Source organism: Variovorax paradoxus B4, assembly GCF_000463015.1.
Lineage (GTDB): Bacteria > Pseudomonadota > Gammaproteobacteria > Burkholderiales > Burkholderiaceae_C > Variovorax > Variovorax paradoxus_E.
The window spans coordinates 5699683-5722013 of record NC_022247.1; the positions used below are offsets into that span (position 1 = coordinate 5699683).

Consider the following 22331-nt stretch of genomic DNA (forward strand, 5'->3'; position numbering starts at 1 on the left):
CCGGAGTCCCGCCATGAACACCGATTCCAGCATTGCCCCGCAGCCGCAGCCCGCAGAACGCCTGCCCCTCGGCCTCGCCTGGCTCGCGCTCGGCGCCTTCGCCATCGGCACCGAAAGCTTCATGGTCGCCGGCCTGCTGCCGGCGCTGGCGGCCGACCTGCAAGTGAGCGCCACGCGCGCCGGGCAGCTGGTGCTGCTGTTCGCGCTGAGCTACGCCATCGGCTCACCGCCGATGGCCGCGCTGTGCGCACGCTTCGGCCGGCGGCCCCTTTTGATCGCCAGCCTCGCGGCCTTCTCGGGCCTCACGCTGGCCGCCTCGATGGCGCAGGGATTCGCCCAGCTGGCGCTGGCGCGGGTTGCGCTGGGCCTGGTGGCGGGCGTGTTCCTGCCGACCGCGAGCGCAGTGGCGGCGGCCATGGTGTCGCCGGCGCTGCGCGGCCGGGCGCTCGCCATCGTGACCGGCGGCGGTACGGTGGCGGTCGCGCTCGGCGTGCCGCTGGGCGCCTGGATCGCGGGCTGGGGCGGCTGGCGCACGGCCTACCTGCTGATCGCCGCAGTGGCGGCGCTGGCGACCTGGGGCCTGGCCATCGGTTTGCCGCGCGGCCGGGCACCGGCATCGGCCGCCGCGCGCAGCATGCCGTCCTTCTCGGTGACCCGCGAACCCGGCGTGCTGCCGGCGCTGCTGACCACCACGCTGTGGGCCACCGGCGGCTTCAGCTTCTACACCTACATCGCGCTGTTCCTGGCGGGCACGCTGGGCTTCGGCGCAGAGGGCGTGAGCGCCGTGTTCTGCGCCATCGGGGTGGCGGCCGCCATCGGCACCGCGGCCGGCGGGTGGGCCACCGACCGCTTCGGTGCCGATCGCGTGGCGCAGGGCTTCGCGCTGATGCTGGTGCTGATCCTGGGCGGGCTCTCGTTCTCGGCGCAGATGCTGCCGCGCGGCCTGGCGCTGCCGCTGGTCGTCGGGCTGTCGGCGCTCTGGGGCTTCGCGGGCTGGGGCTTCGGCCCGGCGCAGGCGGTGCGGCTGATCCGGCTGGCGCCGGACCGCGCGCCGATGACGCTGTCGCTCAACGCCTCGGCGGTCTACCTCGGCATCGCGGCAGGCTCGGCGCTGGGCGGCGCGGTGATCGAACTGGTCGGCGTGAGCGCAGTGGGCTGGGTCGGCGCAGCCTGCCAGCTCACGGGACTGGGCCTGATGTTGCGCACAGCCCACAAGTCGCGGGCCGCGCTTTCATCGTCGACATCACCGCTGACGGCCTGACAGCACCATGTTTCGCTATGTTTTCAATAGCAAGCATCGCAGGAGCGACCGTCCCTTGCGGCACGATCCTGCCCGGGCTCGCTTTTAAGACGAGCAACTGTCATGCCCGTCAAGCTATAATGGCGGGTTCGTTTCGATACCACGACGAAGCACTTCGTCCTTACGCCGGCTGACCTGTACTGTCCCTTGGATTTTTCAGGCCCCTTCACTTTCAGCCGGCTTCACAGTGTGTTGGAGCGCCAGACCGGGCGCCCATGATTGCCACCACTGCCTTCGTTCTTGTTGAAGCGAATAGCGCGTCCGCCGCGCCATTCCGGCCGGCCCACGCCCGTTTTCAATTATTTTTTCGGCATTTTGCGCACACTTCTTGCGCACGGTGCCAAGGCTTCATGGACATCATTCAACACAGTATCGCGGTGGGCAAGTACCTTGTTTCCCCGCTCATTCGCCACCAGGACGACGGCAATTTCGCCGCGTCCGTCTCGATCCGCTCCGGCCGGGGCAGCGGCATGCACGACCGCGTGATGCGTTTCACGCCGCGCTTTGCCAGCCACGCCGCCGCGGCGCGCTATGCCGTCGCCCAGGGCCTCGGCTGGGTGCGCGAACGCCACCCCCGCCGTGCGCCGCTCGCCTTGCCGTGCGCGGGCTGAAACAATCACGCCCATCTTCATCTCCAACACACATCGAACGAGAATTCAGAGGTAATCACCCATGCCCAAGGAAGAACTGATCGAAATGAACGGCGCAGTGACCGAAGTCCTGCCCGACTCGCGCTACCGCGTGACGCTCGACAACGGCCATCAGCTGATCGCCTACAGCGGCGGCAAGATGCGCAAGCACCACATCCGCATCCTGGCGGGTGACAAGGTGTCGCTCGAACTCTCGCCCTACGACCTGACCAAGGGCCGTATCACCTTCCGCCACCTGGAGCGTCGCGGCCCGCCGCCGACCAACTCCGGCAACAACAACGCACCTCGCCGCTGATCCGCGACGGACGAAGGGCCTTGGCAAGCGCCCCGCGGCGGGCGCTTGGCGAGGCCTTTGTTTTTGTTGCGGCCGTTCGGCTGCAAAACGATGACCACATCCCCTTCCACAGCCGGCGGCCCCCAGGCCCAGGCCGACCACGGCTTTGCCACGCTGGCGCTCTCGCCCCAGATGCTGGCCAACCTCACGCAGCTCGGCTACACGCAGATGACGGCGATCCAGGCGGCCGCGCTGCCGCCGGCGCTGCTCGGCAAGGACCTGATCGCGCAGGCCAAGACCGGCAGCGGCAAGACCGCCGCCTTTGCGCTGGCGCTGCTTTCCAACCTGAACCCGCGCCGCTTCGCCATCCAGGCGATGGTGCTGTGCCCGACGCGCGAACTGGCCGACCAGGTCACGACCGAAATCCGCCGCCTGGCGCGCGCCGAGGAAAACATCAAGGTGGTCACGCTCTGCGGCGGCGTCGCGCTGCGCGGGCAGATTGCCAGCCTGGAGCACGGCGCGCACATCGTGGTGGGCACGCCGGGCCGCATCATGGACCACCTGGAGCGCGAGAACCTGAACCTCGAGGCACTCAACACGCTGGTGCTCGACGAAGCCGACCGCATGCTCGACATGGGCTTCTTCGACGACATCGTGAAGGTGGCGCGCCAGTGCCCCAAGGAGCGCCAGACGCTGCTGTTCTCGGCCACCTACCCCGAAGGCATCGCCAAGCTCGCGCAGCAGTTCATGAAGAGCCCGCAGCAGATCACGGTGCAGGCACAGCATGAAGGCAGCAAGATCCGCCAGCGCTGGTACCAGGTGAAGGAAAGCGAACGGCTGCATGCCGTGAGCCTCTTGCTCGACCATTTCCGCCCCGTGAGCACGCTGGCCTTCTGCAACACCAAGCAGCAGTGCCGCGACCTCGTCGAGGTGCTGCAGGGCCAGGGCTTCAGCGCGCTGGCGCTGTTCGGCGAGCTGGAGCAGCGCGAGCGCGACCAGGTGCTGGTGCAGTTTGCCAACCGCAGCTGCTCGGTGCTGGTGGCCACCGACGTGGCGGCGCGCGGGCTGGACATCGCGCAGCTCGAAGCCGTGATCAACGTCGACGTGACGCCCGATTCCGAAATCCACATCCACCGCATCGGCCGCACCGGCCGCGTGGGCCAGCAGGGCGGCGCCGAGGGCCTCGCGCTGAACCTGGCCAGCATGGACGAGATGGGCAGCGTCGGCAAGATCGAGCAGCTGCAGGGCCGCGAATCCGAATGGCACGAACTGGCCGAGCTCACGCCGGCCAAGGGCGCACCGCTCGCGCCGCCCATGGCCACGCTGCAGATCGTGGGCGGGCGCAAGGAAAAGATCCGCGCCGGCGACGTGCTGGGCGCGCTGACCGGCGATTGCGGCTACGCCAAGGACCAGATCGGCAAGATCAACGTCAACGAGTTCTCGACCTACGTGGCCGTGGAGCGCGCCATTGCGGCCGAAGCGGCACGCAAGCTCTCGAGCGGCCGCGTGAAGGGCAAGAGCGTGAAAGTGCGCCTGCTGGAGCTCTGAAAGAAACCCTGTCATGCCGGTTGCTTCGGCTTCTGGCAGGCAAAATCCCCGCTGTGGCCTAATTGAGCCTCGAACATCACTTTTTTACCCGAGCTTTTCATGCCCAAGAAAATTCGTACCGAAGCCGACCGCGTTGCCACCCCGAAGCCGACGCCCATGCCCGGCTACGCCCTGACCAAGTCCGGTGGCGGCCAGAAGGTCAGCCTGGAACGCGGCACCGCCACGCGCAGCAAGAAGAACCCCGGCAAGCGCGCCAAGAAGGGCGGCTGATCCAGCCCCCGCAGGCTCGCAAGAGCCACGACGAACGCGCCCTCGGGCGCGTTTTGTCATTGGGACAGCCATCAATCCAATCCGCGATGTCCGACGACAACCAGATCTTCATTCCGCCCTCGTTCTTCGCGGTCTACAGCGATGCGCGCCAGCGCCTCTCGGAGCCGATCGGCGTGGTGCGCGAACGCTACGAGATCTGCGAAGACCTCGCCAGCCACCTCGTGGGCCACGCGCAGATCCAGCACCACACCGAGGTGCCGATCGAGAGCGAGATCCTGCGGCGCATCCATGCCGGGCTCGCCACGCCCGAGGCCGGCGTGTCGGCGGCCGAGGCCGGCTGGATCGTGCAGCGGCTGGCCGAGCTGCTGGGCTGGCCCGGGCCCGAACCGGCGCCGGCCGAAGACTGAGGCAACGCCCGCGATCCGCTAGGCGGCCGGGGCCGAGGCGGCGCGCTTCAGCAGGCTCAGGTAGCCGGGCTGCACTTCCATGCGCGCGGTGGCGCCCCGGCGCAGCAGCAGGCGGTGCGCCTTCGGCAGGCGCCAGCAGGGCAGGCTGGTGAACATGTGGTGCTCGCAGTGGTAGTTGACCCAGTAGGGCGCCACCAGCGCGCGCTCGCACCAGCCGGCGTGCGTGGTGCGCGCCTGGCGCAGCGGATCGGCCTCGTTCTGCGCCACCAGCGCATGCTCGGCGATGTTGCGCACGCGGCTCACGAGCGGCAGCCAGGTGGCCATCGGCAGCAGCCACATCAGGAGCCACGCCCACCCGTACCCGGCCAGCGCGAAGGCCAGGAAGCCGAGCCCGTTGCCGACGAGGAAGCGCCTGTCTTTCGCCAGTTCCCGCCCCAATGCCTTCCAGGCCGATTCGCCGGGTGCGCGATGGCGGATGCCCTCGGCAATGTGGCCGAAGCGCTGCTTGTAGAAGGTCTGGCCGCTCAGGTCGCGCACGACCTTGCGCCACATCGAATCGCGCGTGATCGGGAAGGGCGCGGACAGCACGAGGTCCGGGTCCCCGGTCTGCTGCACGAAGCGGTGGTGCTGCAGGTGATAGGGCCGGTAGTCGCGCAGCGTGGACGAGCACAGCCAGTGGCCCACCCAGTCGTTGACCCTGCGGCTGCGGTGCAGGCCCGCATGCGCCGCATCGTGCATGAGGATGAAGAGCCCCAGCTGCCGCGCGCCGACGATCGGCACCATGAGCGGCACGGTCCACGGCCAGACGATGCCCACGAGCATCGCGGCGCCGATGACGCCCCAGCAGTGCGCCACCAGCCACAGGCCCTTCCATGAAGAGCGGGTGGTGAGCGACTGCCACTCTTCGGTGGTGAAGAAGTCCTCGGGTTGGGCGCGGGGTGCGACGGCCATCGGGCCAGTATGCGCCGAAGGCCGCGCCGGATCACGCGTAGTTCCCCGGTGCAGCGGACGAGGCCCTTCGGCCTATTTGTCGATGATCTTGCGGGCGAAAAGCTCGAGGTAGTCCATCAGGCGGTTGGCGCCGGCAATCGCGGCCGCCTCGTCGCCGGTCGCGATGCCCTGCGCCAGCTCGAGGTGCGCATTCGCGCCTTCCACGATCTCGCCTTCATGCTGGTACGCGTACCAGAAGCGCCGGCACTGAACGATGAGCGGGGTCACCGCCTTCACCGCCGAATCGTTGTGGCTCGCCTGGTGATTGACGAAGTCGAGCGCGCGGTCGGCCTGCATGTAGTCGTTCAGGTCGCCGCGGTGGGCGGCCTTCACCATCAGCTCGGCGCAGCGCACGATCTCCTTGCGCTGCAGCGCGGTGGCGCGGCGCGCCGAGCAGGCCGCAATCAGCCGTTCGAGCACGCGCCGGGTCTGGATCACGTCGAGGTGGTCGGCCAGGTCGATGGTCGACACCAGCAGGCCGCGGCGCGGCTGCTGCACGATGAGGCCGATGGACACCATCCGCATCAGCGCCTCGCGCACCGGGGTGCGGCCGAGGCCGGTGCGCTCGGCCAGGTCGGCTTCGACGATCTGGCTGCCGGGCTCCAGCTGCAGCGTGGACAGCAGCGTCTCGATCGCGTCGTAGGCGAGGTCGGCGGCCCGTCGCTTGGGCTGGGGGCGGGGCACGGTCTTCGGGGGGGGCATTGTTTTCTTCTGCTGCAGCTGCTTCGACGTCATTGTCGGTCCACATCGTCATGGCCCGCGAGGCCGGCCAGCGTGGCAATGCGCGCCGGCGAGAGCGGCGGACGCGGCGCGGGCGGCATCCATCCGAACAGGAACTGCGCCGCATCGCCGCAGACGCGGCCCTGGCAGGCACCCATGCCGCAGCGGCGATGGAGCTTGGCGTCGGTCCAGCCGCTGCAATCCACCAACGCGGAGAAGGGCACGTCTTCGCAGCGGCACACGAGGGTGTCGGGCCGTGGCATCCGGCGGATATCGGGGGACAGCGCGAAGCTGCGGTGCAGTTGCGCGGCAAAGGCGTCCCAGCGCGCGCGGCCGGCTTCGTGCTGCTTCGCGGCGTGCTTGTTGCCGATGGCTGCGTAGCCGGCGATGGTGCCCTGCGCGAGGGCGCGCTCGCTGCCGCCGAAGCCTGTGCATTCGCCGGCGGCGTGGATGTCGGGCAGGCTGGTGGCCTGGCGTGCATCGACGGCCAGCGCCTGTGCGCCGGCCTCCGTGGGCGTGAGGGCGCAGCCCAGCATCCGGCCAAGCTGCGTGTTGGGCATGAGGCCGAAGCCGCAGGCGATGCGCTCGCAGGCGATCTCCTCCTCGCGGCCGCCCTGGAGAAGCCGAACCGAGTCGACCTGTGCGCCGCCCTGCGCCGAGACGATGCGCGACGAGGTGCGGTACTGCGGATCGGCCAGCGTCACCGCCTGCGCGGCCTTGCCCGGCCAGCGCAGCAGACTGGCGGCGAAGCCCGCGACCGCCGCGAACGAAGCCTGCTCGGCGACGCGCACGACCTTTGCGCCCGCCGCACGTGCGGTGGCCGCGGCGGCGAGCAGCAAAGGCCCGCTGCCCGCGATCACGATGCGCTCGCCCTCCACCGGCAGCCCCGCCTTGATGAGCGCCTGCAATCCACCCGCGCCCGTGACGCCGGGCAGCGTCCAGCCCGGGAAGGGCAGCAGCAGCTCGCGCGCGCCGGTACAGAGGATCAGTTTGTTCCACCGCATGCGCCAGCCGCGTTCGGCATCTTCGAGCAGCAGTTCGTTGCGTGCAGGCGCCGCGACGACGCGCGTGCCGCTGCACACGCGGACGTTGGCGTGGCGCTCGAGCGCATCGCGCCAGGTGCGCGCGGCCGCGGGCAGCGATGCGCCGGGGCCGTCGCGCCAGATCTGCCCGCCGGGCACGGGGTTGTCGTCGATCACGGCGATCGATGCGCCGCTCGGCCCTGCCGCCACGGCCGCGGCCATGCCGGCAGGGCCTGCGCCGACGATCAGCAGGTCGCAATGCTCCAGCGCCATGGCCGTCATTCCGAGGTCTCCACGCGCAAGCCTTCGGTGCAGACCGCCTGGCAGGCGAGCCTGCGCCGGCCGTCGATCAGCACGCGGCATTCCTGGCACACGCCCATGCCGCAAAAAGGCGCGCGCGGCTGGCCCGTGACGGAGGTTCGCGCCACGCCCATGCCGCCGGCCAGGCGCAATGCGGCGGCGACCGAGCTGCCCGCCTTCACGCGGACGGGTTGCCCGTCGATCTGCAGCAACAGGGTCGGAACGCTCATGGGAGCCCCCTTGGCGCTGCGCTCATGCCGTCTCCGGCAAGCCGCGCGGCGCATAGGGCGCCGCGTCGAACCCAGGGGCGGCGCCGGTCATCAGCGCCGCGAGCAGGTGCGCGCTGCCCGGCGCGGTGGTCACGCCCAGGCCTTCGTGGCCGACGGCGAGCCAGAGCTTCTCGCGCCACGGATGCTTGCCCAGCAGCGGCAACCCGTCGGGCGTCGCGGCGCGCAGGCCGGTCCAGGAGCGGACCGCGTTGAGCTCCGCGAGCCCCGGCAGGTAGCCGATCGCGCGCTGCAGCATGCGCGCGAGCATCGGCGCTTCGACGGCCGGATCGGTGGTGCCGAACTGGCGCGAGGAGCCGATCAGCAGTTGGCCCGTGGGCCGCGGCTGCACGTTGAAGGCGACCGAATCGCCGTCGCTGTGGTGTGCGCTCGTCACGTAGCCGAGTTCGACCAGCTGGTGATGCACCGTGCCCGGGTAGCGGTCGGTGATCAGCAGATGGCCCTTCTTGGGGCGAATCGGGAGTTCGGGGCACAGCGTCGTCGCCTCGATGCCGTTGGCCAGCACGACCTGCGGCGCGCTGCGGCGGCTGCCGTCGGCGAGCTGCAGCGTGCCGTCGTCTTCGATGGCATCGACCTTCGCGTGCTCGACGCAGATCGAGGCGCCGCCCTGCGCGAGCAGCCAGCGCGCCGCATTCGGCGCATAGAGGATGCCGTCGCCGGGCACTTCGAGCGCGCCTGCGAGGCCCTTGCGCAAGGCGGGCTCGGCGCGCGCAAGCGCGGGCGCATCGAGCAGGCGGCTGTCGACGCCGTGTGCATGCAGCCGCTGCTGCTTGCGCTCGGCCTCGGCCATTTCGTCTTCGTTCGCGGCGATCCAGAGCGTGCCGCAGGCGCTGTACGCGCAGTCCTCGCCCATGCGCGGCGCCAGGGCGCGCCATTGCGCGATCGAATGCCGGCTCAACGCAAGTTCGGCCGGGTTGTCGTCCATCACCACCAGGTGGCCCATGCCCGCGCCGGTGGCGCCGCCGATGTGCGCATCGAGCACCAGCACGCGGCGGCCGGCCTGCGCCAGCGCATGCGCGCAGGCGGCACCGACGATGCCGGCACCTATGACGATGACTTCGGCGTGCACGGCCTATTGCACTTCGCGGAACACCGCGGAACCGGCTTTGCCGGGCCGCTGGTGTTGCCCCCGGCAGGGGGTGGGCGGAGCGACACGAAGTGCGCGAAGACTGGGGGCGAGCTTCATATCCGGATTCCCCACCCGAAAGGATCGTTGTCGTCGATCAGGAGCGTGGCTTCGGCACTGATGTGCGCGCGGCCGCGCAGCGTCGGAATGACCTTGCCGTCTTCCAGCGTGTAGCTGGCCTCGAAGCGGCTGCCGATCACGCTGGCCTGCGTCCACACTTCGCCCGGCGCGAGCTTGCCGTCGGCCGCGAGGCAGGCGATCTTCGCGCTGGTGCCGGTGCCGCACGGCGAGCGGTCGTAGGCATTGCCGGGACACAGCACGAAGTTGCGGCTGTCGGCGCCTTCGCTGTCATCGGCAAAGAGTTCGATGTGGTCGATCTCCGCACCGTCGGCGCCCGTGATGCCTTGCGCCGCCAGCGCCTTTCGCAATGCCGCGGTGTAGCCGGTCAGCGCGGCGAGGTTGTCGCTCGCCACGCGCTGGCCGTGGTCGCTCACGAGGAAGAACCAGTTGCCGCCCCAGGCCACGTCGCCGTGCACGGTGCCATGGCCGGGCAGCTCTACCGCCACCTGGTGCAGATGCCGGTAGGCCGGCACGTTGCGCACGCTGACCGCGCCATCGGCATGCAGCGTGGCCGTGACCGTGCCCACGGGCGTTTCGATGCGGTGCTCGCCGGCGCCGATGCGCCCCATGTGCGCGAGGCTCGCGACCAGGCCGATGGTGCCGTGGCCGCACATGCCGATGTAGCCGGCGTTGTTGAAGAAGACCACGCCGGCCGCGGCATCGGGCGACACCGGCTCGCACAGCAGCGCGCCGACCACCACGTCGCTGCCGCGTGGCTCGAGCACTGTCGCCGCGCGCCATTTGTCATGCCGCTCGGCCAGCAGCGCGCGGCGCTCGGCCATGGGGCCGCCGCCCAGATCGGGAAACCCATCGACGACCAGGCGCGTGGGCTCGCCGCCCGTGTGCGAGTCGATGATCTGGATGCGTTGCATGTCTTCGGTCTCAGTAGTTCGCCATCGGGCAGGCCCGACCCCGGGGCATGAAACTGGGGTCACAGTCAAATTCAGCGGTCGATGGCATGAGTTTCTTAGTAGCTGGCCAGCGGAACGGGGGCGGCGTTCTTGAACGTGAAGACAGTGATGGGCGCCTGCTTCATGTTGCCCTTGTCGTCGTAGCTGTAGGTTGCGGCCACGCCCTTGTAGGTGGTCTTGTAGAGCTCGGCGCCCACCTTGTCGGGATCGATGGAGTTGGCCTTCTGCATCGACTCGCCGATGAACAGCACCTGGTCGTAGTACGAGGCGGCATAGGCATCCGCGTCGGCGTTGAAGCGCTTCTTGAACTTGGCCTTGAAGGCCGGGCCGCTCTGCGCCTTCTCGAGGATGGAGCCGCCCTGCGCGCAGAACACCAGGTCGTTGACCGCATCGCCGCCGAGCTTGCCGGTGGCCGGGCTGCAGACGGTGTCGCCGCCCAGCAGCTTGCCGGGCACGGCGAGCTGCTTCATCTGGCGCGCCATGGGTGCGGCCTGCGGCGCATAGCCGCCGAAGAAGATGGCTTCGGGCGCCTTGGCCTTCATGTTGGTGAGGATGGCGGTGAAGTCCACGGCCTTGTCGGTGGTGAACTCCTGGCCGACGATGGTGAGGCCCTGCTTCTTCGCTTCCTTGGTGAACTCTTCCGCCAGGCCCTGGCCGAAGGCGGTGCGATCGTCGATCACGCCCACCTTGGTGACCTTGAGCACCTTGGCCGCATACACCGCCATGCTGGAGCCGATCTGGTTGTCGCTCGCGATGATGCGGTAGAGGTTCTTGTAGCCGCCTTGCGTCACCTTCGGGTTCGTGCCCACGGTGGAGACCATGGTGCCGCCATCGGCATAGATGCGCGACGCCGGAATGGCCACGCCCGAGCAGTACGGGCCCATGACGTACTTGATGCCGTCGTCCACGAACTTCTGCGCCACGCTGACACCGGACTTGGCGTCGCACTGGTCGTCTTCGGACACCAGCTCGAACTTCAGCGTCTTGCCGCCAACCGCGATCTTCTTCGCGTTGAGTTCCTCGATGGCCAAGCGCACGCCGTTCTCGTTGTCCTTGCCCGCGAAGGCATTGGGGCCCGAGAGCGGCCCGCTGTGGCCGATCTTGACGACCTGCTCCTGCTGCGCATGCGCATGGCCTGCAATGGCGATGGCCACCACGAGGCCGAGAAACGGAATCATGTGTGCTTTGGACTTCATGCTTGTTCCCAGGTAAGGACGATGAAAGAAAAAGAGAGAGCGTTATTGCATGACCGACTGGTACTGCGCCGGCCGCGTGGCCAGCGCCTGCTTCACGATGGCCTCGATGGCCGCGCGCTCCTGGCCGATGAGCGGCAGCCGCGGGCGGCGCATGTGCTCGCTGCCCACGCCCACCAGCACGTCGATCAGCTTCAGGTTCTGCACCAGCTTGGTCGACACGTCCAGGTGCAGCATCGGCGTCATCCACTGGTACAGCTTCAGCGCCTCGGCGAACCGGCCCGCCTTCATCAGGTCGTACAGCGCCACCGTCTCGCGCGGGAATGCGCAGCCCACCCCGGCCAGCAGGCCGTCGCAGCCCAGCGCCAGCCCTTCATAGGCCAGGTCGTCCACCCCCAGGAACAGCTGGTAGCGATCGCCCACCGTGTTGCGCAGGTCCGTGATGCGGCGGATGTCGTCCGAGCTCTCCTTGATGGCCGCGATCCATTCGCAGTCCGCCAGCTCCAGCATGTGCTGGGGCTTGAGGTCCACCCGGTAGGCCACCGGGTTGTTGTAGACCATGATGGGCTTTTGCGCCGCATGGGCGATGGTGCGCACATTGAGCATGGCTTCGCGCGCATCGGCCACGTAGATCACCGAGGGCATCACCATGAAGCCGGCGACGCCGAGCTTGTTGGCCCCGTCCACGTACCGCAGCGCCTCGCGCGTGCTGGTTTCCGACACATTGGCCAGCACGGGGATGCGGCCGTCGGCCGCTTCCAGGGCGATCTTGGCCACCTGGAGCTTCTCCTCGAGCGTGAGCGTGCTGGCCTCGCCCAGCGAGCCGCAGGTGACGAGGCCGTGGATGCCGTTGCGGATCTGGAAGTCGATGTGCCGCGCGGTGCCTTCGGCATCGATGCTTTCGTCGGCGTGGAACTTGGTGGTGATGGCGGGGAAGATGCCTTGCCAGCGGGGTTGGGTCACGTGAGCGCTCCTGGATGTGCGGTGGGGAAGGGTCCTACTTTAAATATATTAACGATATATCGTCAAGATATGCATCGGGTGCTCGCTCTTCCGGGGTCGGGCTCTTATGTGATATCTGCGCGGGTCAGGTGTCTGCCGTTCGGGGCGCGATCACGCCGACGGGTTACGCGGCGAAGCGAATGTCCCCCGGCCCGCGGCCTCCTCCTTGATTTCGCTGCGCAAGGCACCCCATCGACGTGATCGTTATGCGCAGCGGTCGTTGATCAGCGGTTCACCGGCAGCGTGCCCTCGTGCACAGGGCATCGGGTGCTCCCCGCAGCGAAATCAAGGAGGAGCCGAAGGCGGGGGACACTCGCCCAGGGGAGTACCCGGTGGCCTGTGCATGCGCCCCCCCGAACGACAGCGCCAAGAACAACAGCACAAGATCAGTCGATCTTCGCCCCCGAAGCCTTCACCACCGCCCCCATCGCATCCCAGTCCGCGCGCAGCAGCTTCTGGAATTCTTCGGCGCTCTGCATGCGCGGCTCCACACCCAGGCGCTTGAAGCGCTCCTGGATCGCCGGATCGGCCAGCACCTTGCTGGTGGCCGCATTGAGGCGCTCGACCTCGGCCTTGGGCGTGCCGGCCGGGGCGAGCAGGCCGATCCATGAATCGAAGGCGTAGCCCGGCAGGCCGCTCTCGGCCACGGTCGGCAGGTTCGGCAGGAACGGGCTGCGCGCCTGGCCGGTGGAGGCGAGCAGCTTCATGCGCGGATCGGCCTGGAAGCCCATCACGCCGATGCTCGAGGAGATGACGGCCTGCACGCGGCCCGCAAGCACCTCGTTGACCGCCTCGCCGGTGGACTTGGTCGGAATGTGCGTCATCTGCAGCCCGGCCTTGGCAAGGAACGACGCCATCGCCAGGTGCGTGGCGCTGCCGTTGCCGGCCGAGGCGTAGTTGTACTTGCCCGGGTTGGCCTTGACCTCCTTGATGAAGTCGGCCGTGTTCGACACGTTGAGCCCGCTCGCCACCGCCAGCACATAGCCCGCGTTGCCGATGTTGGCCACGCCCACGAAGTCCTTCAGCGGGTCGTAAGACAGCTTGCTGTACAGGAAACCCGCGATGTTGTGGCTCGCGGCCGCGAGCACCAGCGTGTTGCCGTCCGGCGGCGCCTTGGCCACGACGGCCGCGCCCACGGTGCCGCCCGCGCCCGCGCGGTTCTCGACGATGGCGCTGGCGTTGAGCGCCGCGCCCAGTTCGCTGTTGAAGGCGCGCGCCACGGTGTCCTGCACCGCGCCGGTGCCGAAGGGCACGACGATGTGGATCACGCGCTGCTGCGCGTGCACGGGCGTGAAGGCGCCGAGTGCCGTGGCGGCGGCAAGGGCAGCCAGCGAACGCCGGGTGAACAGGGAGGAGGTCATCGAGGTGGCCGCTTTCATCATCGTCAACAGAAAAAAATTCAGCCGCCCGAGGGCAGCCAGCGCTGCACCAGCTTCACGAAGTAGCTGGCGCCGATCGGAATGATCTCGTCGTTGAAGTCGAACGAGGTGTTGTGGATGATGCAAGGGCCGGGCCCGTGACCGTCGAGCCGGTGGTCGCCGTCGCCATTGCCCAGGAAGGCATAGCAGCCGGGCCGGGCGAGCAGCATGTGGGCGAAGTCTTCGGCGCCCATCACGGCGGGAAAATTGTCGGTGACCATGTCGTCGCCCACCACCTCGCGCATCACGCCCGCGGCAAAGCGCGCTTCGGCCGGGTGGTTGACCACCGGCGGCGAGGAGCGGTTGAAGAAAACCTCGGCCGTGCAGCCATGCGCCGCGGCCACGCCCGCGGCCACTTCGCGCAGGCGCGCCTCGATCTTGTCGATGGCTTCGATGGAGAAGGTGCGGATGGTGCCGCCGACCGTGGCCACGTCGGGAATCACGTTGGGCGCATCCGAGCCCTGCAGCTGCGTGACCGCGAGCAGGGCGCGTTCGGTGCTCGGGATGGTGCGCGGCACGATGGTCTGCAGCTGCTGCGCGAGCGTGACCACCGCGGCCACCGGGTCGATGCCGGTGTGCGGCATCGAGGCATGCGTGCCGCGCCCGTGCATGGTGATCCTGTAGGTGTTGCTCGAGGCCATCAGCGCGCCTTCGTTGAGCGCGAAGCGGCCCACGTCGCCGACGGGGAAGTTGTGCAGCGCAAAGACCGCGTCGCACGGGAAGCGGTCGAACAGGCCGTCCTGGATCATCTTCTTGGCGCCGGCCTTGCCCATCTCCTCGGCGGGCTGGAAGATGAAATGCACGGTGCCGTCGAAGTCATGAGGCCCCTGCTGCGACAGGTGCCAGGCGGCGGCCAGCAGCATGGTGGTGTGGCCGTCGTGGCCGCAGGCGTGCATGCGGCCCGCGTGGGTGGACTTGTGGGCGAACTCGTTGGCCTCGTGGAGCGGCAGCGCGTCCATGTCGGCGCGCAGGCCGATGGTGCGTGCGCCGGTGCCCTTGCGCAGCACGCCGACCAGGCCGGTGCCGGCAATGCCGCGGTGCACCTCGATGCCCCATTCGGCGAGCAGGCCCGCCACCTTTTCGGAGGTGCGGTGCTCCTCGAAGCCGAGTTCGGGATGGGCGTGGATGTCGCGTCGGATATCGACGAAGCGGGAGACGCTGTTGGCAAAGGAATCGACGATGTTCATGGTGGCAAGGGTCGTGGGGGCGAACGATTCTGGCGCAAGGCGGCGAGCGGCGCCATGCGCGGCGGCAAACGGGCAAAAAGGCGATCGCTCAGAGGCCGGCCAGCACCTGGTCGAGCGTCTCGACCAGCAGGTCGGCATGGGCCTCGGAAAACACCAGCGGCGGGCGGATCTTCAGCGTGTTGGCATGTTCGCCGGTGGCGCTCAGCAGCACCTGCCGCTCGCGCAGCCCGTTGACGACGCGCGCGGTTTCCGCCGTGGCGGGCGTGCGGCTGCGGCGGTCCGTGACGAGCTCCACGCCCACGAACAGGCCCGCGCCGCGCACGTCGCCGATCAGAGCATGGCGCTCGGCGAGCTTCGCGATTCCGGCACGCAGATAACGGCCGACGCGCTGCGCATTGGCCATCAGGCCTTCGCGCTCGATCACGTCGAGCACCGCCATGCCCGCGGCCATCGAGACCGGATTGCCGCCGAAGGTGTTGAAGTAGCGGCACTCGCGGCCGAAGGCGGCCAGCACCCCGGGGCGCACCGCGAGGCCGGCCAGCGGGTGGCCGGCGCCCAGCGGCTTGCCCATGGTGACGATGTCGGGCACCACGCCGTGCCGCTGGAAACCCCAGAAGGCGTCGCCGGTGCGGCCGAGGCCGGGCTGCACTTCGTCGGCGATGAAGAGGCCGCCGGCCTCGCGCACCGCGTCCACCGCTTCGGCCATGAAGCCGGGCGGGTCGGTGAAGATGCCATCGCTCGAGAACACGGTGTCCACCATCAATGCGGCCGGGCGGAGGCCCTGCGCCTTCAGGTCGGCGACGGCCTCGCGCACACCCTGCGCGAACGTGCGGCCCAGGTCGCCGGGCGCGATGCGGTAGCTGTCGGGCGCGGGCACGGTGCGCACCGCATCGCCGAGCTGCACGAACTTGCCCAGCGACGGCGAGGCCTCGGCGATCGACGCGGTGACGCCGTGGTACGCAAAGCGCGTGACGATCAGCCCCTCGGCCTTGGTGTGCGCGCGCGCGATGCGCATCGCGAGGTCGTTGGCCTCGCTGCCGGTGCAGGTGAACATCGCATGCGCGAGTTCGGCCGGCATGGTGGCGAGCAGCCGCTCGGCATAGTCGAGCACGCCTTCGTGCAGGTAGCGCGTGTGGGTGTTGAGCACGCCGGCCTGGCGCGCGATGGCCTCGACCACGTGCGCATGGCAGTGGCCGACCGAGGCGACGTTGTTGTAGGCATCGAGGTGGCGTTGGCCGTCGGCGTCGTACAGCCACACGCCTTCGCCGCGCACCGGATGCAGCGGCGTGTCGTAGAACAGGCGGTAGGCCGGGCCGAGCACGCGCGCGCGGCGCTCGACGAGGGCCAGGGTTTCGGGAGCGGGGGTGGTCATGGGCGATCTCTCAGAGGTTCACCGCGCGGCGGAGCGCGGCCGTCGCGGCGGCGGTGCCGACGCGCTCGCAGGCCTGCAGCCGCGCCCACGACAGCGGGTTGTTGCGCAGCAGGTAGGGCGCGTTCTCGGGATAGCGCGCGGCGCGCCAGCCGCTGATGGCCACCACCATCACGAGCCGCGCCGTGATCAGGTCGAACAGCACGCCGACCTCGGCCGGCGACAGCGGCCGCACCGCGTGGTACGCGGCGACCAGCGGCACGATGGCCGCGAGCGGGTCGCCGTCAGTGCCGGCCTGGTAGGCGGCGGCCACGGCCAGGTCGTTGATGCACGGCGCGCGCACCATGTCGCCGAAGTCGAGGATGGCGGCGATGCGGTCGGTGTCGGCCGGGTCGACCAGCACGTTGTAGATGTTGAAGTCGTTGTGGATCGGTTGCGCGGGCAGCGTGCGCAGCACCGGCTTGGCGTCGCGCTCGAAGCGGTCGAGCGCGGCGGCGGCCAGGGCGCGGCGCTCCGGCTCCGCGATGTGTGCGAGCAGGCCGCGCACGCTGTCGGCGCGCTGCAGGTCCCAGGGCAGCGGCAGTTCGCCGGCCGGGTGCTCGAAGCCGGCGAGCGCGAGGTCGAGCCGGGCCAGCATGCGCGCAAGGTTCTGCTGCTGCAGCGGCGTGCGCGGCGCCTCGGGCAGCGGCAGGCCGGGCAGGTAGGTGAAGAGGCGCACCACGCGCGGCAGGCCGTCGCCCGGGTCGCACACGAAAGAGGCGGCGCCACCCTGCGTCGGCACGATGCGCTGCACCGGCAGGCCGGGATCGGTGGCCGCGAGATGCAGCAGGGCCTGGGTCTGGAAGTCGGCGACCAGCGCGGTCTCGGCCGGGTGCGAGATCTTCAGCATGAAGCGGGCACCGTCGGTGGCGCGCTCGAACCGGTAGTTGCGGTCGCGCTCGCCGGTCAGCGGCTTCATCTCGCCGTCGATGCCGTAGTGCTCCTGTGCCAGCTGGCGCACCCAGGCGTCGTCGAGTGCGGGCGAGCCTTCGCTGAGTACCTGCGCGTCGGCGAATTCCGCGGTCGTCATGCCGCGCTCTCGAAACCGCGCAGCGCACTCGCGATGTTCGGGCCGAGGTCGTCGGACAGGTAGCCACCCTCCTGCACCAGCACCGTGGGCAGGCCCAGGCGCGCGATCTCGGCCAGCAGCACGGCGAAGCCGGCGGTCTGGATCTTCATGCCCTTGTAGGGATCGCGCTCGTGCGCGTCGAGCCCCAGCGCCACCACCAGCGCGCCGGGCGCATGGGCGCGGATGCTGTCGCAGGCATCGCGCAGCGCGGGCAGGTAGCCGTCGATGTCGGTGCCCAGCGCGAGCGGCTTGTTGATGTTGTAGCCCAGGCCTTCGCCTTCGCCGCGCTCGTGCGCGTGGCCGATGAAGAAGGGCGTGAAGTTGCGCGGATCGCCGTGCAGCGAGATGGTCAGCACGTCGGCGCGGCGGTAGAAGATGCCCTGCGTGCCATTGCCGTGGTGCACGTCGATGTCGAGGATGGCCACGCGGTCGTGCACGCCGCGCAGATGCTGCGCGGCGATGGCCACGTTGTTGAGGTAGCAGAAGCCGTTGGCCCGGTCGGCATAGGCGTGGTGGCCGGGCGGGCGGCACAGCGCATAGGCGGCGCGCTCGCCGTCGAGCACGAGCTGCGCCGCATGCGTGGCCATGTTCGCCGAGGCGATGGCGGCCTCCCAGGTGCGGGCGCCGATCGAGCAGGCGTTGTCGCCCATGTGGAAGCCGGCCTGGCCGACCACGCTGTCGGGATAGGTGCAGGGCTGGCCCGGAAAGGGATGGATGTTGGGCATCACCTCTTCCGACGGATCGTCCAGCAGCTGCCAGCGCGCGTAGGCCGTCTCGAGGAATCGCAGGTACTCGGGCGTGTGGATGGCGGCGCGCGGACCGGCGCCGAAGTCGCGCGTGGCGACGATCTCATGGCCCTCCTGCTGCACCGCCTCGAGCAGGCGGAACGCGCGCTCGGGCTGCTCGTTGCTGCGCTTGAGCTTGCCGCGCACCATGAAGAGCTGCGGGTCGTGGTCCTTGTGCGTGTCGCTGTAGACGACTTTCATCGGTGTGTCTCTCCGGTGTCAGGCATTGGCGGGAAGGGGCGCGGCGCCGTGCTGCTTCACGAACAGCGCGCGCACGTGCTGCCAGGCGTCTTCCAGGTGCACGCGCATCGCGGCCTTGGCGGCCTCGGGGTCGCGGCGCACCAGGGCATCGACGATCGGGCGGTGGGTCGCGGCCATCGCGGTGGGGTCGTGGTAGACCGCATCGATCAGCGCGATGATCATCTGCATCTCGGTCTGCGTGTTCATGAAGATGCGGTGCAGGTGCGCATTGCCCGACAGCTCGCAGATCAGCGTGTGCAGCGCCAGGTCGGTGGCGATGCGGTGGTGCTGCGGCTGCGTGTTCGCCTCGCGCACCATGGCTTCGACCAGCGCCTGCACGCGCGCGATGCCCGCGTCGTCGGCCTTGCGGCAGGCCAGCTCGATGGAGGTGAGTTCGAGGCTCAGGCGCACTTCGAACAGATCGTCGATCTCCTGCACGCTGATGGTCCGCACCGCGAAGCCGTGGCGCGGCTTGGCCACCAGCACGCCCTGCCGTTCGAGCCGCCGCGCCGCCTCGCGCACCGGCGCGCGGCTCACACCCATGCGGCGCGCGATGTCGGCCTCGACGATGCGGCTGCCGGGCGCCAGGCGCCCTTCGACGATGGCGCGCGTCAGCTGGGCCTCGACCAGCCCGACGAGATCGGTCGATTCGACCGACTCGAAGAGGGCCGTGCCGGGAGAAGGAGGAGTTGTGATGGAAGTTGCCATGTTGCTTGTCTCGTCATTGGGATGCGCCAGGGGCGATTCTTCACCGGATGGCGTCTGGCGCGGCCGATACGGTCTTCAGGCCCCGCCCCGCGCGCGCCAGGTAGATGCCCGCCGCCATGATCAGCGCGATGCCGGCCATCGCGATCGCGTCGGGCGGCCGGCGGAACCAGAAGGTGCTGAAGGCCACGGCCAGCAGCAGCTGGAAGTAGTTGAGCGGCGCCAGCGTCGAGGCCTCGACGCGCTCGAAGGCGGCCAGCAGCAGCCACTGCGCCGCCGCGCTGCAGGCGCCGCCCGCGAGCAGCAGCGCCACGTCGCCCCAGGGCGGCTGCTGGGCGGGCAGGAAGAAGGGCGCGGGCAGCAGCGTGACGACGAAGCAGGCCAGCGCGGTCCAGGCGTACTGCACCGGCCCCGCGACCAGGCCCGCGAGCCGCCGCGTGAGCAGCTGGAAGATCGCGTAGCAGACGGCGGCCACCGCCATCAGCACCGTGCCGAGCAGCGGCAGGTCGGCACCCGGCCGCACGATCAGCAGCATGCCGCCGAAGCCGACCGTCACCGCCACCCAGCGGCTGCGCCGCACCTGCTCGCCCAGGAGCCAAGGCGACAGTGCCACCATCAGGAGCGGCGCGGTGAAGTAGATGGCCGTGGCCTCGGCCAGCGGCATCCAGATGAGCGCCGTCATGAAGCAGGTGGCCACCGTCGCGAGCATCAGCCCGCGCAGCAGCAGCAAGGGCTTCTGCGGCGTGCGCCACATGCGCAGGTCGCCATGGCGCAGCAGCATCGCGAAGGCAATGCCGCTCACCGCGACGTAGCGCATCACGTTGACGAAGGGCGCCGGGTAGAACTGCAGCATGTGCTTGCAGAACGCGTCGTAGGAGGCAAAGGCCACCAGCGCGCAGAAGAACAGCGCCACGCCGGCGCGCCTGGAGCCCGCCGGACGCAGCGCGAGAGCCGTGGCGGCGGTGCTCATCGCGCGGACTGGAAGCCCCGCAGGAAGTTGTCGAGCGCGGGGCCGATGGCCTCCACCATGTAGCCGCCTTCCTGCACGACCACCGTGGGCAGCTTCAGCGCGCCGACGCGCTCGCCGATGTGGCGATAGGCGTCGAGGTCGAGCTTCAGCACGCTGATGGGGTCGTCCTTGTAGCTGTCGAAGCCGAGCGCGAGCACCAGTGCCTTGGGTGCGAATTCACGCAATGCGGCCGCGCCTTCGTCCACCGCCTGCAGGAACACCGCGTTGTCCGCGCCGTGCGCGAGCGGCAGGTTCAGGTTGAAGCCTTCGCCCGCGCCCACGCCGCGCTCGTGCGCATAGCCGGTGTAGAACGGGTAGTAGCCCGAGGGATCGGCATGCGTCGACACGGTCAGCACGTCGCCGCGCGCATAGAAGATGTTCTGCGTGCCGTCGCCGTGGTGCGCATCGACGTCGAACACCGCCACGCGGCCGTGCCGCTCGCACAGGCGCTGCGCCGCGATGGCGCTGTTGTTGATGTAGCAGAAGCCGCCCGCGCGGTCGCGGTGCGCGTGATGGCCCGAGGGGCGGCACAGCGCGTAGGCCGCGTCGCCGCTTTCCAGCACCGCATCCGCGGCAGCCACCGCGGTGTGGGCCGAGCGCAATATCGAGCGCCAGGTGTGGGGGCCGAGCGGGCACGAGAGGTCGCTGATGTAGTAGCCCGTGCGCGCCACCAGCGAAGGCGACGGACACGGCGCGCGTGCCACGCCCGGCGTGCCGTTGTCGTAGGGCGAAAGATTCGGCAGCACATCGATGCCGGGCTCCACGCCGGGCACCTCGAGCTCGCGCCACAGTGCGTAGGCGGTTTCCAGGTAGTCGAGGTAGTCGGCGCTGTGCACGGCTTCGAGCGGCGCGCGGCCACAGTCCCGCGGCTCGGCCAGCGCAATGCCGCGCAGGGCGAGCGCGTCGCGCAGCGCATGCGCGCGGCTCGGCAGGTCGGTCGGCTTGCAGATGCGGCCCAGCCGCATGAACTGCTGCGGGTCGTGCAGCAGCTGCTCGTCGGTGAAGAAGGCCTTCATGCAAAGGTTTCTTCGAAGATCGCCATGGCACGGCCGAAGCGCGCGAACATGTCGTCGATCTGCTCGGCCGTGATGATGAGCGGCGGGCAGAAGGCGATGGAGTCGCCCATCGCGCGCACGATGAGCCCTTGCGCCAGCGCAAGCTCGGCAAGGCGCGCGCCGGCCTTCAGCGCGGGATCGAAGGGCGTGCGCCTGGCGGGGTCGGCATACAGCTCGATCGCGCCGATGAGCCCCACGCCGCGCACCTCGCCGACGTACCTGCGCGCGGCGTGGCCCTGCAGCCCTTGCTGGAATTGCGGCACCAGCGACTGGACGTGCGCGAGGAGGTTCTCGTCCTCGTAGACCTTGAGCGTCTCGAGCGCGATGGCGCAGGCCACCGGATGGCCCGAGTAGGTGAAGCCGTGGCCGAAGGTGCCGATCTTTCCGCTGTTGGCCGCCACGGCCGCATGCACTTTCTCGCTGACCATCACGGCCGAGATCGGCACGTAGCCCGACGAGAGCGCCTTGGCTGCGGTCAGGATGTCGGGCCTGAGGCCGAAGGTGGCCGAGCCGAACATCTGCCCCGTGCGGCCGAAGCCGCAGATCACCTCGTCGGCAATGAGCAGCACCTCGTATTTCGCCAGCACCTTCTGCACCTTGTCGAAGTAGGTGGCCGGCGGCACCAGCACGCCGCCCGCGCCCATCACGGGTTCGGCGATGAAGGCGCCGACCGTCTCGGGGTCTTCGTCGAGGATGCGCTGCTCGAGCGCAGCGGCCAGCCGCGTCGCGAAGTCTTCCTCGCTCTCGCCGGCCTCGGCGTAGCGGAAATGGTGCGGGCAGTCGACGTGCAGGATGCGGTCGATCGGCAGGTCGAAGTCGCGGTGGTTCGGCGCGAGGCCGCTCAGGCTCGCGGCCGCGACGGTGACGCCGTGGTAGGCGTTGCGGCGCGCGATGATCTTCTTCTTCTCGGGCTTGCCGATGGCGTTGTGGTAGTACCAGACCAGCTTGACGGCGGAGTCGTTGGCCTCCGAACCGGAGTTGGCGAAGAACACCTTGGACATCGGCACCGGTGCCAGCGCGAGCAGCTTTTCGGCCAGCGCGATGGCGGCCGGGTTGGAGCGGCCGTTGAACGTGTGGTAGTACGGCAGCCCGTGCAGCGCTTCGCTGCCGGCCTTGGCCAGGCGTGCATTGCTGAAGCCCAGCGAGGCGCACCACAGGCCCGACATCGCCTCGAGATAGCGGCGGCCCTGGTCGTCCTCCACGAAGATGCCGTCGCCGCGCTGGATCACCAGCGGGCCGACCTGCGGATGGGTCGCGAGGTTGGTGAAGGGATGCAGATGCGCGGCGATGTCGTGGGCGGCGTGCTCTGCGTGCGTGCTGGCGTTCATGAAGGCG

General features: G+C 69.4%; 23 protein-coding genes. 6 read left to right on the top strand and 17 right to left on the bottom strand.

From position 1 onward, the window contains the following. Positions 1-13: 13 nt before the first annotated feature. From VAPA_RS26610 to VAPA_RS26630, 6 genes are all read left to right on the top strand, one after another. Entirely contained in the window at positions 14-1261 is a 1248-nt protein-coding gene (locus VAPA_RS26610) for an MFS transporter (protein WP_021013093.1), read from the top strand. Positions 1262-1650: 389 nt separating this feature from the next. Then, complete coding sequence (locus VAPA_RS26615; RefSeq protein ID WP_021013094.1) at positions 1651-1911, top strand: hypothetical protein; 261 nt, start codon at positions 1651-1653, stop codon at positions 1909-1911. A 61-nt stretch (positions 1912-1972) separates the two neighbouring features. After that, positions 1973-2245 carry a translation initiation factor IF-1 gene (gene infA, locus VAPA_RS26620; protein WP_015867950.1) on the top strand — a complete coding sequence of 91 codons (273 nt, stop codon included), beginning with the start codon at positions 1973-1975 and terminating at the stop codon, positions 2243-2245. Positions 2246-2335: 90 nt separating this feature from the next. Then, complete coding sequence (gene dbpA / locus VAPA_RS26625) at positions 2336-3772, top strand: ATP-dependent RNA helicase DbpA (protein WP_021013095.1); 1437 nt, start codon at positions 2336-2338, stop codon at positions 3770-3772. Between the two features lie 99 nt (positions 3773-3871). Beyond that, on the top strand, positions 3872-4042 hold the full coding sequence (locus VAPA_RS34945; protein WP_021013096.1) for a hypothetical protein: 171 nt from the start codon (positions 3872-3874) through the stop codon (positions 4040-4042). A gap of 86 nt (positions 4043-4128) precedes the next feature. Further along, positions 4129-4449 carry a hypothetical protein gene (locus VAPA_RS26630; protein ID WP_021013097.1) on the top strand — a complete coding sequence of 107 codons (321 nt, stop codon included), beginning with the start codon at positions 4129-4131 and terminating at the stop codon, positions 4447-4449. Positions 4450-4467: 18 nt separating this feature from the next. Here the strand turns inward: VAPA_RS26630 and VAPA_RS26635 are convergent, their stop codons facing one another. From VAPA_RS26635 to VAPA_RS26715, 17 genes are all read right to left on the bottom strand, one after another. Continuing rightward, entirely contained in the window at positions 4468-5400 is a 933-nt protein-coding gene (locus VAPA_RS26635) for a fatty acid desaturase family protein (RefSeq protein WP_021013098.1), read from the bottom strand. Between the two features lie 72 nt (positions 5401-5472). Beyond that, the gene (locus tag VAPA_RS26640; protein ID WP_021013099.1) at positions 5473-6141 is read right to left on the bottom strand and encodes a GntR family transcriptional regulator; all 669 of its coding nucleotides are present in this window, start codon (positions 6139-6141) and stop codon (positions 5473-5475) included. 29 nt (positions 6142-6170) lie between these two features. Further along, positions 6171-7463 carry an NAD(P)/FAD-dependent oxidoreductase gene (locus VAPA_RS26645; protein ID WP_041946266.1) on the bottom strand — a complete coding sequence of 431 codons (1293 nt, stop codon included), beginning with the start codon at positions 7461-7463 and terminating at the stop codon, positions 6171-6173. Then, positions 7460-7711 carry a (2Fe-2S)-binding protein gene (locus tag VAPA_RS26650; RefSeq protein ID WP_021013101.1) on the bottom strand — a complete coding sequence of 84 codons (252 nt, stop codon included), beginning with the start codon at positions 7709-7711 and terminating at the stop codon, positions 7460-7462. Before VAPA_RS26650 ends, VAPA_RS26645 begins: the two co-directional genes overlap by 4 nt. A gap of 22 nt (positions 7712-7733) precedes the next feature. Continuing rightward, positions 7734-8837 (bottom strand): NAD(P)/FAD-dependent oxidoreductase, encoded by a 1104-nt coding sequence (locus tag VAPA_RS26655; protein ID WP_021013102.1) that lies wholly within the window; start codon positions 8835-8837, stop codon positions 7734-7736. A gap of 113 nt (positions 8838-8950) precedes the next feature. Continuing rightward, entirely contained in the window at positions 8951-9886 is a 936-nt protein-coding gene (locus VAPA_RS26660; protein WP_021013103.1) for a 4-hydroxyproline epimerase, read from the bottom strand. Positions 9887-9981: 95 nt separating this feature from the next. Next, positions 9982-11121: a branched-chain amino acid ABC transporter substrate-binding protein gene (locus VAPA_RS26665; RefSeq protein WP_021013104.1), complete on the bottom strand. Its 1140-nt coding sequence runs from the start codon at positions 11119-11121 to the stop codon at positions 9982-9984. A gap of 42 nt (positions 11122-11163) precedes the next feature. Next, a complete protein-coding gene (locus VAPA_RS26670; protein WP_021013105.1) occupies positions 11164-12081 on the bottom strand; it encodes a dihydrodipicolinate synthase family protein in 918 nt (305 codons plus the stop codon). Positions 12082-12506: 425 nt separating this feature from the next. After that, complete coding sequence (locus VAPA_RS26675; RefSeq protein ID WP_021013106.1) at positions 12507-13481, bottom strand: tripartite tricarboxylate transporter substrate-binding protein; 975 nt, start codon at positions 13479-13481, stop codon at positions 12507-12509. Between the two features lie 38 nt (positions 13482-13519). Then, a complete protein-coding gene (locus VAPA_RS26680) occupies positions 13520-14725 on the bottom strand; it encodes a M20 aminoacylase family protein (RefSeq protein WP_021013107.1) in 1206 nt (401 codons plus the stop codon). Positions 14726-14813: 88 nt separating this feature from the next. Next, positions 14814-16097 carry an aspartate aminotransferase family protein gene (locus VAPA_RS26685; RefSeq protein WP_021013108.1) on the bottom strand — a complete coding sequence of 428 codons (1284 nt, stop codon included), beginning with the start codon at positions 16095-16097 and terminating at the stop codon, positions 14814-14816. A 10-nt stretch (positions 16098-16107) separates the two neighbouring features. Then, positions 16108-17163 (bottom strand): phosphotransferase, encoded by a 1056-nt coding sequence (locus tag VAPA_RS26690; protein WP_021013109.1) that lies wholly within the window; start codon positions 17161-17163, stop codon positions 16108-16110. Then, entirely contained in the window at positions 17160-18188 is a 1029-nt protein-coding gene (locus VAPA_RS26695) for a histone deacetylase family protein (RefSeq protein ID WP_021013110.1), read from the bottom strand. Before VAPA_RS26695 ends, VAPA_RS26690 begins: the two co-directional genes overlap by 4 nt. 18 nt (positions 18189-18206) lie before the next feature. Next, positions 18207-18935 carry a GntR family transcriptional regulator gene (locus VAPA_RS26700; RefSeq protein WP_021013111.1) on the bottom strand — a complete coding sequence of 243 codons (729 nt, stop codon included), beginning with the start codon at positions 18933-18935 and terminating at the stop codon, positions 18207-18209. 40 nt (positions 18936-18975) lie between these two features. Then, entirely contained in the window at positions 18976-19902 is a 927-nt protein-coding gene (locus VAPA_RS26705) for a DMT family transporter (RefSeq protein ID WP_021013112.1), read from the bottom strand. After that, the gene (locus VAPA_RS26710; RefSeq protein WP_021013113.1) at positions 19899-20957 is read right to left on the bottom strand and encodes a histone deacetylase family protein; all 1059 of its coding nucleotides are present in this window, start codon (positions 20955-20957) and stop codon (positions 19899-19901) included. The genes VAPA_RS26705 and VAPA_RS26710 overlap by 4 nt, the downstream gene beginning before the upstream one ends. Continuing rightward, the gene (locus VAPA_RS26715) at positions 20954-22324 is read right to left on the bottom strand and encodes an aminotransferase (protein ID WP_021013114.1); all 1371 of its coding nucleotides are present in this window, start codon (positions 22322-22324) and stop codon (positions 20954-20956) included. The genes VAPA_RS26710 and VAPA_RS26715 overlap by 4 nt, the downstream gene beginning before the upstream one ends. Positions 22325-22331: the final 7 nt, after the last annotated feature.